Raw genomic sequence first — 12,714 nt, 5'->3', positions numbered from 1 at the left:
CCGGCGTCGGTGGAGCGATGAGAATCGCACGCCGGGGAAGTCGGTACCGGGTGCAATGTGTCGGCTCTGCCCCGGATCGGTCCGCCGTCCCAGGGGGCACGAGTGAAGGGACGTGTGCGGTGACGGTCATCGTCGCAGGCAAGGTGTACGTGGATCCGGCGGAGCGGGACCGGTTCCTCGAAGGCGTCGACGGAATCGTGCGGGCGGGGCGCCGGGCCCCGGGGTGCCTGGACCTGTCCATATCGCCGGACCCCACCGATCCCGCCCGGGTGAACATCTACGAGTACTGGGAGTCGCACGAGGCCCTGGAGGCCTGGCGCGCCGTCTCCCCGGCGCCTTCGACCAGCGTCGGGATCACCGGGGACGAGGTCCTCAAGCACGTGGTCTCCTCCTCCGGGCCGCCGTTCGACTGATCGGACGCGGGGTCCCGGACGGACCCCCGGCGTTCGTGCCCCGCAGCCCTGCCGCCCCGCCGGTGCCCGACGCACCGGCGGGGCGGCGCCGTCATCTGTCGAAAGTCGGAGACCGGCCTCCACCTGTCGGGCGCGCAAGAGCCCACTCCCTCCAGATGCCCCGCCCGGGGGCGTGCGACGACCGTGGAGGGGTTGTCACACGCATCGGGAGGGACGACCGCAGATGTTTGTCGCCTGGAGGGACCTGAGGTTCGCCAAGGGGCGCTTCGCGCTGATCGGCGCGGTGATCGTGCTGATCACGCTGCTGGTGGGGATGCTGTCCGGGCTCACGGCCGGGCTGGCCCGGGAGAACGTCTCGGCGATCACCGGGCTGCCTGCCGACAGGATCGCCTTCGACGGGGCCGAGGGGGACGGCGGCCCGTCGTTCTCCGACTCGGCCGTCACCGGGAGCCAGTGGCGGGAGTGGGCGCGGGCCCCCGGTGTGGAGAGCGCCGAGCCGCTGGGCATCGCCACCACCAAGGCCGGGGCCGGGGACGGTGCGAGCACCGCCGTCTCGGTGTTCGGGGTTCGTCCGGGAGGGGGCCTGGGGCCGGTGCCGGAGGGCGTCGGCGACGATTCCGCGGTGCTCTCCGAAGGCGCCGCCGAGGCCCTCGGAGCGGACGAGGGCGACTCGGTCACGCTGGCGAGCCGGGAGCTGACCGTCGCGGCGGTGCGCGGGGACGCCTCCTTCAGCCACACCCCCGTCGTCTGGACGCCCCTCGGGGCCTGGCAGGACATCGCCCCGCCGAGTGGGCCCAGCGGTGGGGACGGCGGCGGCGAGGCCGCGACCGTGATCGCCCTGACGACCGACGGCGGCCCCGACACCGACGCGGCCGTCGCGGACACCGACGAGCGGGCCGGGACCACGACCGTGACCAAGGCCGACTCCCTGGCGGCGATCGGCTCCTACACCTCCGAGAACGGATCCCTGCAGCTCATGCGCGGGTTTCTGTTCGCCATCTCGGCCCTGGTGATCGGCGCGTTCTTCACCGTGTGGACCATCCAGCGCGGCCCCGACGTCGCGGTCCTCAAGGCGCTCGGCGCCTCTACGGGGACACTGCTGCGCGACGCCCTCGGGCAGGCGCTGGTCCTGCTGGTCGGCGGGACCGCGGCCGGGACGGCGGCAGCGGCGGCGCTGGGCGCGGCGGTGTCCGGCTCCGACGTGCCGTTCGTGCTGACACCGGGGACCGTGCTCGCCCCGGCGGCCGTGATGGTCGCCCTGGGGGCGCTGGGGGCCGCGCTGTCCGTCCGCCGCATCACCTCCGTCGACCCGCTGACCGCCCTGGGGAGCGCACGATGAGCCTGGAACTGAACGACGTCACCCTGACCTACCCCGACGGCGACGGGCGGCTGACCGCCCTGGACCGGGTGTCGCTGGAGGTGCCCGGCGGCGGGCTGACCGCGGTCGTGGGCCCTTCGGGGTCGGGCAAGTCCAGCCTGCTGGCCGTGGCGGCCACGCTGATCCGGCCGGACTCGGGCAGCGTGGCCGTGGACGGGGAGCGCGTGGAGGGGCTGGCGCCGGGGAGGCTGGCCGAGCTGCGCAGGAGCCGTATCGGCATCGTCTTCCAGCAGCCCAACCTGTTGGCGTCGCTGACGGCGGCCGAGCAGCTGCAGGTGATGGCGCAGATCAGTGGCCGCCCGCCGCGCCGGGCGCGCCCGCGCGCGCTGGAGCTGCTGGAGGCGGTCGGCCTCGCGGACCAGGCGGAGCGACGCCCGCACCAGCTCTCCGGGGGGCAGCGGCAGCGGGTGAACATCGCTCGCGCGCTGATGAACGACCCGGCCGTGCTGCTGGTGGACGAGCCCACCAGCGCCTTGGACCACGAGCGGGGGGCGGCGGTGGTCGACCTGATCGCGCGCCTGACGCGCGGGCAGGGGACCGCCACCGTGCTCGTCACCCACGACCGGGCCCACGTGGGCGCGGCCGACCGGGTGGCCGAGGTGTTCGACGGCCGACTCCGGCTTCCGGCGGCGACCGGCTGAACGGAGGGGCACGGGGCGGGGATGCCACCGGTCAGCGCCGGTGCGGGAGCGGCAGGCCGCGTGCGACCGACCTCCAGTAGGCGACGTGCCCGGCCTGCCAGGAGCCGTGGAACACCCACACGAGCAGAGCGAGCGCGGCGGCCGCCCACAGGCCCGTACTCTCGGCGACCCCCTGGCCGAGGGCGTCGAGGACGAGCGCCCACACACTCAGCAGAGCGGCCGCCCACGCGTTACGGGTCCACCCCTGCCCGGCTCCGGGGCGCGGGTTCCGCCAGGGGAACAGCCGCCGCAGCCCGCGGCCGCAGCACCACGCACCGGACAGCAGGCACACCGTCCCGATGGAGGCCGTCTCCGGGTCGTCCATGACGATCGATCCCACGAGGAGCAGGACGAGCCCGGGGGCGGCCAGCAGCGTTCCGGCGACGGGGCGGCGTGAGGGCGCGGGGCTCCTCAGGGCGGGCCTGAGCGCCTCGTACCCGACCTCCACCGTGTAGGCCAGCTCCGACGCGCCTTCGGTGTGGCCGGTGATCAGAAGCGTCCCGCTGCGGGACCCGACAAAGCACCACACGTCGTAGCCGAGGCGGCGCTGCAGGGAGTTGAGCCCGGCCGGCCGGCTATTGAGGACCCAGGTGACGTCCTCCCAGGCGACCGCTTTCGTGGTGTTCCCTCTCCGGCGCAGGATTCCGCGCTCGTGGAGGATGAACTCCTCGTCCTTGTGGAGGAGGGCCAGGACGAGGGCGATCGACCCGGCGATCACCAGGGCCGCGGGCACGCCGACCAGGACCGGTGCGGCGCGGTTTCCGGGTGCGCCGACGGCGTCGTCCCACCCGGTGAGTCCGAAGGGCAGCGCGGCCAGGCCGAGCACGACGGCGCAGGCCGACAGCACGGTGCCGTTGGGGTTGCGGGTGGGGTGGCGGGAGATGCGCGCGCCGAGCCGTGCTCCGACGTCACCGCTCATACCCGCCTCCCGGGGCCGGACCGCTCGACGGACGCCGCCCGGTCATTCCTGTATGCCTGGAATGAGAAGTTTGCCAGAGAGGCGGCCCCCCGGGGCCCCTGGGCGCCGACCGAAGACCTCGTTGCGCCGGACCCGGGCCGACCGGGCCGGGTCCGGCGGTCGGCGGGCGGCCCCGCGCCCCCAGGGGGCCGGGAAGCGGAAAGGGGTGCCCGGACACCCCGCAAAAGTATTCATAAAAGAGAATCCGTCCATATGCCCGGAACGACCCGCTTATGAAGTGATACCCCCATTGAATGGCTTATGTATTCACGCCCGCCGACGTCTGCGACAGGCCTTGTGGAGACCCGTAATCCGGATTCCGGGGTACATTCGTTCACACCGACCACCAATGGAAACCAGCAGGTCGAAAGGTGGGGTGATCCACGCCGGACAACAGGGCGGGCGCCGTGAGGGCGTTTTATGGGCTGCCGCTCGACCGTCGCCGCCGGCGTGAAGGGGCACCGATTTCTTGCCGCCGCTTCCGCGGCCATGCGACGCTTCTTTCCGTCGGACCGGCCGAAGTCCCCGCAAGGCCGACCCGACTCCCCCATGACAGCAAAGCGACGGGAATTACATGATTTCTGCGTTGAAGAAGCAGATGGCCGCGACCGCCGCCGTCCTCCTCTCCGCCGCCACCGCCGCAACGCTCGGCACCGCGCTCCCCGCCTCGGCGGAGTCCGCGCAGCTCGCCCAGGGCACCGACTACCAGATCCGCTTCGAGGCGAACGACGCCCGGATGGTCCCCTACGCCGGCGCCCCGACCCGGGTCGACGTGCGGGTCTGGCCGGTCGACCACCGCGGCATGGACTGGGAGGTGAGCCACGCCGGGTTCGCCGATGGCGCCCCCACCTACGAGATCCGCAACCTGTACAGCAACCTGTGCCTTGAGCCCAAGGACGGCCGGGTCTCGGTCGGCCAGCGGGTCGAACAGGTGGACTGCACGGGGCGGGACCGCCAGGAATGGCTGCTCCCGAACGCCGACAACGCGCACCAGATCGTGCCGGTGCGCAACACGCGCCTGGGCGTGACCCTGGAGAACCCCGCGTGGAACGGGTCGTTCCTCAAGCTCGGGTACCGCCACAGCTTCGACCCGAACTACCGCTGGGCCTTCGAGGCGCTGTAGAGCACGGCGGGCCGCCCGGCTCCCGACCCGTTCCGGAGCACGCTCCGGAACGGGCCTTCCCCGTGTCCACGCAGGTGTGTCCGCGTCGGCGCCTCTCCGCTACCGGTCGGCGGTGTCGCTCCCGGCGCCCTCCGGGCCGGCGACGGCGTGGGCCCCGGGGCCGCCGGGGTCGTGGGCGATCCCGGCGATGATCCTCTCGAACATCGCCGTGGGGGCGCGTCGGGGGATCAGTCGGGCCAGGCGCATCATCGTGTCGGTCTGGAGCAGCGTCCGCGGGCCCGAGGTGGCGATGCTGCCGGTCGCCCCGTCACCGGCCTTGGCGGCCTGCTTGTTCCTGGCGCGCGCGTAGGCGGCGAGTGCGGATCCCAGGTCCGGTTCACCACCGGGCCCCGCCGCCCCCGCGGCGTCGGCGAGCGCGTTCGCCAGGGCCGCCACGTCCTCCATCGCCTGGCTGACCCCCTGGGCCAGGATCGGCGGCATCGCGTGGGCGGCGTCGCCGATCAGCACGCACCGGCCCCTCCACCAGTGCAGCGGGGGGTAGTGGCGGCGGTGCGGGTACAGGGCGAGGTCGTCCTCGGTGAGGGCGTCCAGCAGGCCGCGCACCTGGGGCGCCCACCCGGCGTAGCCCCGGCGCAGGAGCGGCAGCGCGCTCGCCGGGTCGTCGTGGCCCTCCCCGGTGGGTTGTTCGAGGTCGATGAGCCACAGCACGCGGCCGTCGGCCACGGGGGTCATGCCGATGCTGCCCTCGCGCCCCATGTACATGGTGAACCGGTCGTCGAGGTGGAATGGGGCGGGGATGAGGCCCTGCCAGGTGGCGGCGCCGGTGGGGCGGGCGCGCGCCTTCGCCTCGGATCCGGCGACGTGGGCGCGCACCGCCGAGTTCGCTCCGTCGGCGCCGATGAGCAGGTCGCCGGTGAATTCGCGACCGTCCTCGGTGACCACCCGGACGTCACCGTCGCCGTCGAGGACGCGCACGGCGCGGGCGCCGAAGTGGACGCGCTCCTCGGAGACGCCGTCGGCCAGGCGGGTCACCAGGTCGCGGCGGGTGATGGCGATCGTGGGCGCGCCGTAGGCGGCCTCCAGGCCGCCGGTGGAGACCGTCATCGCCGGCCTCCCGGAGGAGCTGCGCAGGGCGACGCCGGTCAGGGGCCGCTCCACCCCGGCCGTATCGGTGCCCAGCGCGCGCAGGATCGCGGTGCCGTTGGGCCACAGGACGACCGCGTACCCGCCGTCGCGCAGCTCGGGGGAGCGTTCGAGGACGGTGACGTCGTGCCCGGCGGCGAGCAGCGCCCGGGCGGCGGCCAGCCCGGAGATCCCGGCACCGGTGATGAGAACGCGCATGTCCACACTCTCTACATCGAGTAGTACGACGTCCAGTAGTACTAGATGCCGTCACACCCGCGCAGGGGGCGGCCGACCATTGGCCGCATGCGGCCAGGGCAGGGCGTTCGCGCGTATCCGACAGCCCCACTTCGCCGGTTCGCCGGACAAGGCCCGCCCCGCCTGCCTGGATTCAGGCCGATGGAATCGCCCCCGTTCGCGGACACCGAAGGTGTCCGTGGAACGCAGTCATGACAATGTCCCTGGATGACGCCGGATGCCCCCACGCCTGACCCACCACCTATTGGACCGATTGCGCCAGAGGAACATCGGTGAAGCGGACGTCCTGGCCGTCCTCGCCCGGCCGATCAACGAAGTCCACGACCCTGTGAACCGCTCCTACAAGCTCTTCGGATGGACCGTGGACGGGCGCAAGATCCGCGTCGCCGTCCGGGACGACTCCTGAGAGACAGAAGATCCTCTTGTCAAGACGGCCATGGAAATACCGTGAGGAGTATGGCCCAGATGCCGGACGTCTCCATCGATCACGAGGCCGGTGCGGCCTACGTGGCCCTGAGGCAGGCCGCCGTAGCACACACCCGCGACCACGGCGAGTTCATCGCCGACTACGACGAGGACGGGCGGGTCGTCGGTCTTGAGATGTTGACGCTGGAACGACTCCCGGAACTGAACGCGTTCCTGGCGCTGTTCCCTGAAGAGGAGGACCGGATCCGTGAGGGGATGGAGGTGCTCGCCGAGCAGGTGCAGGAGCGTGTTACGCCAGACCAGGGCTCAGGGCGACACAGCCGTCGACAGCGGTCGGAACGCAGCTCCGCTGCACGAGGAGCCCGTTCGAAGCGGCCTCTCTAAGAGGTGCGGTTCCTCACTGTCGGCGACGTGGCCACGATTCTGCGAGTGACCAAGATGACCGTGTACCGAATGGTGCACAGCGGGGTCCTTCCTGCGATTCGAGTGGGTCGTTCGTACCGGGTTCCAGAACAAGCTGTCCAGGACTATCTCCACGCGGCCGACACGCGCCTGGAGCAGAGTCGACGACAGTAGAAGGCGCCTGTACAGGGCAGTCCGGCATTCAGTAGAGCTAGGCGGCGTGAGACCCGCGTAGGGTTCGCCCCGGCGGCGGCCGCCCCTGAGCCCTCCCGGGGCGGGGCGGATGAGGAGGGCCGTCCCGCCCCGGCGGTGCCGTTCCGCGCCGTCGGATCCGGGCCGTCAGACCCCGACGGGGCGCCAGCGGGCGAACCACTCCGTGGCGCCCTCCAAGGCCACCGGGAGCGGGGGGATCTCCGGGTGCCAGGCGCGTTCCCACTCCAAGGACACCCACCCCGACCAGCCCCGCAGGACGCTGGCGCACCACTCGATCGGGACCGCGCCCTGCCCCGGAGGCACCGGCTTCCAGCCGCCGTCCGCCGCCACGGCATCCTTGACCTGGAAGTACCCCAGCCGCTCTCCCAGGGCCAGGCGCGTGTGCGACGGCGCCTCCCCCTTCCGCCACGGGTGCAGCGCGTCCCACAGCACGGCGACCGGCTCGCCGGGGTCGAACGGCTCCACCAGGCGCAGTGCGGACACCCCCGTCGGATGGGAGTCGTGCGTCTCCACGAGCAGGCGCACCCCGTGGTCGCGCAGGTCGGGAAGGACGGCGCCGATCCGCTCATGGGCCGCGCCGTCGCCGCGGTACCCGCCGCCGTCCTCCGGCCCGCCCGGGAAGACCCGCACCGACGGCGCCCCCAGGCGCGCGGCCAGGCCGATCAGCGCGCGCAGCTCCTCCACCACCGGGCCGTCCGGGCCGGGCGCGCACACCCGCGCGTAGCCCGCCAGGCAGGACACCTCCAGTCCGGCGCCGCCGATCCGCGCGCGCACCTCGCGCTCCCACCGCCGCGGCATCCCCGGGTGCACCGCCTCGTCCGGGTGGGCCCGCAGCTCGATGCCGTCGCAGCCGTGGGCCTCGGCGGTGCGGACGGCCTCGGCGACCTCCGCGCCGGGCATGCCCAGCGTGCTGAACGCGAACCTCCAGCTCACCGCGCCTCCTCGTGCTCGACCCGCACCGGCGCGAACCCGACCCGGGTGCGCGCCCCGTCGGCCCAGCCGACCACCAGGGCGCCGCCGTCCTCGGCGACGGAGGAGACGGCCCCCTCCGCCCCCTCGGCGGCCTCCCCGCCGCCCCGGGCCGGGGACGCGCCCTCCAGCAGGGCCAGCGCCGCGAACAGGGCCGTGCCCGACACGGTCCCGCTGAGCCGGGGCAGCCGCGCCGAAGGCGTGAAGGCGGTCCCCGCCGGGGCGGAGACACGGTCCCGCCCGGCCCACCCGTACAGGGGGACCAGTACCGACTCCACCGGCTCGTCCGCGCCGACCGCCCACCCGGTCAGTTCGGCGGCCGTCCCCTCCGGCGCCCCCACCACCCGGTGCACCCGCAGCTCGTAGGCGCCCCGCACCACCGTGGCGGCCTGCACCCGCAGCGCGGGCAGGGCCGGGACGCCGCCCGCGAACACCGGCCGGTGCCAGGAGGCCGCCCACGACCACCCCGGGCCCTGGCCCGCGCCCAGCGGCCGGATCCGGCGGCGCGCGCCCGGCAGGCCCCGCCACAGCACGGTGAAGCGGTTGTCCGCGGGGTCCGCGCCCGAGGTGGGGCCGGTGCGGGTGGAGTAGGCGAGCCGGTCGTAGTGCGGGTCCTCGGGCGCCTTCTCCTCCTCGAAGGGCCGCAGGTGGGAACTGCCGTGGTTGTGCACGCGCACGATCCCGTCGGCGCCGGTCGCCTGCACCAGCAGGCCGGGCGCCGGAAGGGCCAGCGCCCGGTCGGCGCCCTCGCTGGGGGCGGCCCGCTCGGTCTCGGTCCACAGCGGGTGGTCCGCGGGCGCGAGCAGCCCGGCGAAGGCCTTGGAGGCCCAGTAGGGCGAGGCGGGCCCGGAGTAGGGCTGCACCGTCGCCGCGTGCGGCCCGTGCCAGCCCAGGGTGAGCAGCCCGTCGCCGCCGACGGCCCCGCGGTCGAGGAAGTAGCGCAGGCAGCCGCTCATCAGCCGCCGCGACGTCCCCGGGGACAGCGGCGTGTGCCCGGTGACCGCTCCGAGCGCCACCGGCGCCGCCGCGGCGAACCGGTAGGTCAGCGAACGGCCCATGTGCAGCGGAGCGCCGTCGCCGCCGAAGAGCAGGGCATAGCCCTCCAGGTGCTCGCGCAGGCGGTCCCCGTACCCGGTGGAGGCGCCGGACAGGTGGTCGTCGAGGACCGGGTACAGGTGCATCGCCCACCCGTTGTAGTGGTCGAAGGCCCGGCCGTCGCCGTCGGCGTACCACCCCTGCCCGCGGTACCACTCCTCCAGCAGCTCCAGAGCGCGTGCCCGGGCGCGCGCGGTCTCGGCGTCGCCGCGCCCCACCGATTCCAGGAACCCGGCCACGCTGTAGGGGAACAGGTACCAGTTGCACGGCGCGGGCAGGGAGCGCAGGGCTCCGCGCAGCCACTCCTCGGCCCGGTCCCGGACGCCGGCGTCGAGCCGGTCCCACAGCCAGGGCCGGGTCAGGCGCAGCCCCAGGGCGACCGAGGCGGCCTCCACCATGGGCTGGCCCTGCACGTCGTAGTCGAGGACGAGCGGCCAGGACTCGTGGTCGGCGGCCCCCGGGGCGCGGGTGCCCGCGGCGAGCCCGTCGGCGTAGCGCTCCAGCCACCCGTGCGGGTCGGCGCCGTCGGCCCCGGCGGTGCGGAACGCCGCGGCGAGGAAGGTGCGGGCGTAGCCCTCCAGCCCGTCCGAGCGCGTCCCGGACCGGGAGGGGGGCCCAGGCAGGTCCAGGCGCGCCCCGTTCGGGCTCGCGTGCCGCCAGGCGGCGGCCAGCAGGCCGTCGGCGGTCGCCTCCCAGTGGGCGCGGGTGTATCCGGTGCGGGGGCTGCGTTCGCGGTCCTCCCCGGGCAGGGCCAGGGCGGGGGGTGCCGGTGCGTTCATGCGCTGCGCTCCAGGTGCTCGCGGTGGACGGGGTGGGCGAACCCGGCGCCGGAGGCCCAGCGGGCGAGCTCGGCCGCGGCGTGCTCGGCCAGCCGTGTCCACTCGTTGCCCTGGGAGCCGGCCAGGTGCGGGGTGATCAGCACGTCCTCGCAGTCCCACAGGGGATGGTCGGCGGGCAGCACCTCGGGGTCGGTGACGTCGAGCACCGCGCGCACCTGCCCGGACCGGGCCGCCCCGGCCAGCGCGTCCTGGTCGACCACGGCCCCGCGCGCGGTGTTGATCAGCACGGCGCCGGGGCGCATCGACGCGATCAGCTCCCGGCCGACCAGGTTCCGGGTGGAGGGCAGGAGCGGGGCGTGCACGCTGACGGTGTCGCTGCGGGCGAAGAGCTCGTCCAGGGCGACCGGCTCGGCGCCCAGGGCGGCCGCCTCCTCGTCGGTGACGTAGGGGTCGTGCAGCAGGACCCGCAGGTCGTGCGGGCGCAGCAGTTCGATGACCCGGCGCCCCACCAGCGACGCCGACAGGACGCCGACGGTGCGCTCGTGGTTGCCCACGGCGCGCGGGGTGCGCAGCATGTCCTCGCGGCGGCGCCGGGCCCGGTAGTCGCGGGCGCGCTCCAGCACCCGCTTGCCGGTGAGCAGGATCATCGCCAGGGTGTACTCGGCGACGGGCACGGCGTTGGCCGCGGCCGCCGACGAGACGGCGATGCCCCGGTCCCAGCAGGCGGGGGCCAGGTGGCCGCGCACCGACCCGGCGGTGTGCACGACGGCGCGCAGGCGGGGGGCGGCGGCCAGGGCGTCCTCGTCCAGCCGGGGGCAGCCCCAGCCGGTGACCAGCACCTCGGCGTCGGCCAGGACCGAGCGCGCCCGCGGGTCGGAGAAGTCGTCCAGGACCGGCCCGGGCGCCAGGTCGCAGACCTTGTCGAGGGCGGCCATGGCGCGCCCGTCGAGGACGGCGCCGGCCGCCTCGGGGGACATCGCCAGGGCGGCCTTCGGGCGCCGGGTCACTTGACGGCCCCCGCGGTCAGGCCGGTCTTCCAGAACCGCTGCAGCATCAGGAACGCGGCGATCAGCGGCAGCACCGCCAGCAGCGACCCGGTGACCACCACCGGGTAGTACTCGGGCGAGGTGGTGGCGGCGCTGTTCCAGTTGTACAGGCCCAGCGTCACCGGGTAGAGGTCCTGGTCGGACAGCATCACCATGGGAAGGAAGAAGTTGTTCCAGATCGCGGTGAGCTGGAACAGGAACACGGTGACGGCGCCGGGCAGCAGCATGCCGAACGCCACGCGGAAGTACAGGGCCAGCTCGCCGGTCCCGTCCATCCGGGCGGCCTCCAGGACCTCCCGGGGGACGTAGCCGTCGCTGAAGATCCGGCCCAGGTAGACGCCGAACGGGTTGAAGAGCAAAGGAACGAACACCGCCCAGAACGTGTTGACGACTCCGATGTTGGAGGCGAGCAGGTACAGGGGCAGGGCCAGGACCGTCTGCGGCACCATCACCGCGGCCAGGACCAGGCCGAACAGCTTCTCCTTGTGGCGGAAGCGGTAGGTGGAGAAGGCGTAGCCGCACGCGGTGCTCACCAGCGCGCTGAGCGCGGCGCCGCCCACCGCGTAGACGAGGGTGTTGAGGTACCAGCGGCCGTAGACGCCGCCGTCGGTGGCGAACAGGTCGCCGATGTTGGCCCAGGGGGAGAAGCCCTCCAGGGAGAGCAGGCGGCTGGAGAACAGGGCGTCGGCGTCCTTGGACGCGGCCAGCACCAGCCATGCCACCGGGAGCAGGGTGTACAGGACGAACACGGCGACCACGGTGTTGGTGGCCGCCCGCCCGGCCAGGCGGGGGCGTACGGGCGCGCTCATCGCTCCTCCTCGGGACCTGCGGCGCGGCCGGTCCACCGCGTGATGGCGTAGGACAGGGCGATGGTGCAGACGAGCAGCACCACCGATGCTGCGGCCGCCAGCCCGTAGCTGTTGCGGTTGAAGGCGGCGTCGAAGATGTACATGCTCGGCGAGAAGCGCGAGTCGATCATGGACGTGGACTGGCTGAGCAGCATGGGCTCGGTGAACAGCTGCAGGGTGAAGATCAGGCTGAACAGGACCACGGTGACCACCGCGGAGCGGATCTGGGGGGTCTTGACCAGCAGGGCGGTGCGGACCGGGCCCGCCCCGTCGACCACCGAGGCCTCGATCGTCTCGCGGGGCAGGGCCCGCAGGGCGGTGGAGAAGATGACGGTGTTGTAGCCCAGGTTGCTCCATAGCACGACGTTGACCAGTGAGGGCAGGACGGTGTCCACGCCGAGGAGGTCGATGTTCAGGCCGCCGGCGGACAGCAGGCCGATCACCGGGCTGATGCCGGGGGTGTACAGGTAGAGCCAGATGACGGCGGCGATGAGGCCGGGCACCGTGTGCGGCAGGTACAGCCCCATCTGCGCCCAGGCGCGCAGCCGCACCGCCCCCGAGTCCAGCAGCAGGGCCAGCAGCAGCGACCCGGCCACCAGCAGCGGGATGTAGAGCAGGCAGAACAGCAGCATGCGGCCCAGCCCGGCGGTGAAGGTGGGGTCGGCGAGCACGGCGAGGTAGCTGCGCAGGCCGACGAAGGAGGGGTTCGGGGGGCCGAAGCCCAGCCCGGTGCGGTCGTCGGCGAACAGGCTCAGCCACACGGCGGTGCCGACGGGGACCAGGAAGACGGCGGTGAGCAGGGCGAAGAACGGCGCCATGAGCAGGCCGCAGGCGAAGAGCTCGCGCCGCCGGGCCGAGCGGCGGCCGGAGGGGGCGCGCCGGGGCGGCCGCGGGGTACCGGAGGGGTCGGGGGAGGTGGCCGAGGGGGCGGTGTGCGGTGTCGTCGGGCCGGCTGGCGGGGGTGCTCCCGTGCCCATGGGGGTGGCCTCCTGTGCGTGGGGGGT

14 protein-coding genes are annotated in these 12,714 nt (G+C 73.8%); 7 read left to right on the top strand and 7 right to left on the bottom strand.

Annotation, left to right across the window (positions count from 1 at the left end):
- Positions 1 to 119 precede the first annotated feature (119 nt).
- From O4U47_RS06620 to O4U47_RS06610, 3 genes are all read left to right on the top strand, one after another.
- Positions 120 to 413, top strand: a complete 294-nt coding sequence (locus tag O4U47_RS06620; protein ID WP_270676705.1) for a putative quinol monooxygenase — start codon at positions 120 to 122, stop codon at positions 411 to 413.
- A 223-nt stretch (positions 414 to 636) separates the two neighbouring features.
- Positions 637 to 1,752, top strand: coding sequence for an ABC transporter permease (locus O4U47_RS06615; RefSeq protein WP_270676704.1), 1,116 nt, complete (start codon positions 637 to 639; stop codon positions 1,750 to 1,752).
- Entirely contained in the window at positions 1,749 to 2,432 is a 684-nt protein-coding gene (locus tag O4U47_RS06610) for an ABC transporter ATP-binding protein (protein ID WP_270676703.1), read from the top strand. The genes O4U47_RS06615 and O4U47_RS06610 overlap by 4 nt, the downstream gene beginning before the upstream one ends.
- 31 nt (positions 2,433 to 2,463) lie before the next feature.
- Here O4U47_RS06610 and O4U47_RS06605 read toward each other — a convergent pair whose 3' ends face one another.
- Positions 2,464 to 3,390, bottom strand: coding sequence for a hypothetical protein (locus O4U47_RS06605; protein WP_270676702.1), 927 nt, complete (start codon positions 3,388 to 3,390; stop codon positions 2,464 to 2,466).
- Between the two features lie 625 nt (positions 3,391 to 4,015).
- Here O4U47_RS06605 and O4U47_RS06600 point away from each other — a divergent pair.
- Positions 4,016 to 4,552 (top strand): RICIN domain-containing protein, encoded by a 537-nt coding sequence (locus O4U47_RS06600; protein ID WP_270676701.1) that lies wholly within the window; start codon positions 4,016 to 4,018, stop codon positions 4,550 to 4,552.
- A 99-nt stretch (positions 4,553 to 4,651) separates the two neighbouring features.
- Here the strand turns inward: O4U47_RS06600 and O4U47_RS06595 are convergent, their stop codons facing one another.
- Positions 4,652 to 5,893 (bottom strand): FAD-dependent oxidoreductase, encoded by a 1,242-nt coding sequence (locus O4U47_RS06595; protein ID WP_270676700.1) that lies wholly within the window; start codon positions 5,891 to 5,893, stop codon positions 4,652 to 4,654.
- Positions 5,894 to 6,149: 256 nt separating this feature from the next.
- Here O4U47_RS06595 and O4U47_RS06590 point away from each other — a divergent pair, with 256 nt between their 5' ends.
- The 3 genes from O4U47_RS06590 to O4U47_RS06580 are packed head-to-tail and all read left to right on the top strand — an operon-like array spanning position 6,150 to position 6,934.
- Positions 6,150 to 6,338: a DUF4258 domain-containing protein gene (locus O4U47_RS06590; RefSeq protein WP_270676699.1), complete on the top strand. Its 189-nt coding sequence runs from the start codon at positions 6,150 to 6,152 to the stop codon at positions 6,336 to 6,338.
- A gap of 50 nt (positions 6,339 to 6,388) precedes the next feature.
- The gene (locus tag O4U47_RS06585) at positions 6,389 to 6,742 is read left to right on the top strand and encodes a DUF2283 domain-containing protein (protein ID WP_270676698.1); all 354 of its coding nucleotides are present in this window, start codon (positions 6,389 to 6,391) and stop codon (positions 6,740 to 6,742) included.
- A gap of 3 nt (positions 6,743 to 6,745) precedes the next feature.
- The gene (locus tag O4U47_RS06580) at positions 6,746 to 6,934 is read left to right on the top strand and encodes a helix-turn-helix domain-containing protein (RefSeq protein ID WP_270676697.1); all 189 of its coding nucleotides are present in this window, start codon (positions 6,746 to 6,748) and stop codon (positions 6,932 to 6,934) included.
- 165 nt (positions 6,935 to 7,099) lie between these two features.
- Here O4U47_RS06580 and O4U47_RS06575 read toward each other — a convergent pair whose 3' ends face one another.
- Genes O4U47_RS06575 through O4U47_RS06555 form a run of 5 tightly spaced genes read right to left on the bottom strand, consistent with a single transcriptional unit; the run spans position 7,100 to position 12,687 of the window.
- Positions 7,100 to 7,906 (bottom strand): sugar phosphate isomerase/epimerase family protein, encoded by an 807-nt coding sequence (locus O4U47_RS06575; RefSeq protein ID WP_270676696.1) that lies wholly within the window; start codon positions 7,904 to 7,906, stop codon positions 7,100 to 7,102.
- Positions 7,903 to 9,816: a DUF2264 domain-containing protein gene (locus tag O4U47_RS06570; RefSeq protein ID WP_270676695.1), complete on the bottom strand. Its 1,914-nt coding sequence runs from the start codon at positions 9,814 to 9,816 to the stop codon at positions 7,903 to 7,905. The genes O4U47_RS06575 and O4U47_RS06570 overlap by 4 nt, the downstream gene beginning before the upstream one ends.
- Positions 9,813 to 10,823 (bottom strand): hydroxyacid dehydrogenase, encoded by a 1,011-nt coding sequence (locus tag O4U47_RS06565; protein WP_270676694.1) that lies wholly within the window; start codon positions 10,821 to 10,823, stop codon positions 9,813 to 9,815. Before O4U47_RS06565 ends, O4U47_RS06570 begins: the two co-directional genes overlap by 4 nt.
- Positions 10,820 to 11,671: a carbohydrate ABC transporter permease gene (locus O4U47_RS06560; RefSeq protein ID WP_270676693.1), complete on the bottom strand. Its 852-nt coding sequence runs from the start codon at positions 11,669 to 11,671 to the stop codon at positions 10,820 to 10,822. Before O4U47_RS06560 ends, O4U47_RS06565 begins: the two co-directional genes overlap by 4 nt.
- Complete coding sequence (locus O4U47_RS06555; RefSeq protein WP_270676692.1) at positions 11,668 to 12,687, bottom strand: carbohydrate ABC transporter permease; 1,020 nt, start codon at positions 12,685 to 12,687, stop codon at positions 11,668 to 11,670. Before O4U47_RS06555 ends, O4U47_RS06560 begins: the two co-directional genes overlap by 4 nt.
- Positions 12,688 to 12,714 lie beyond the last annotated feature (27 nt).

The sequence above is a fragment of the Nocardiopsis suaedae genome (assembly GCF_027706745.1).
GTDB classification, from domain to species: Bacteria; Actinomycetota; Actinomycetes; order Streptosporangiales; family Streptosporangiaceae; genus Nocardiopsis_A; species Nocardiopsis_A suaedae.
The sequence above is the reverse complement of the archived record's forward strand: the minus strand, read 5'-3'. Positions and strand labels throughout refer to the sequence as shown.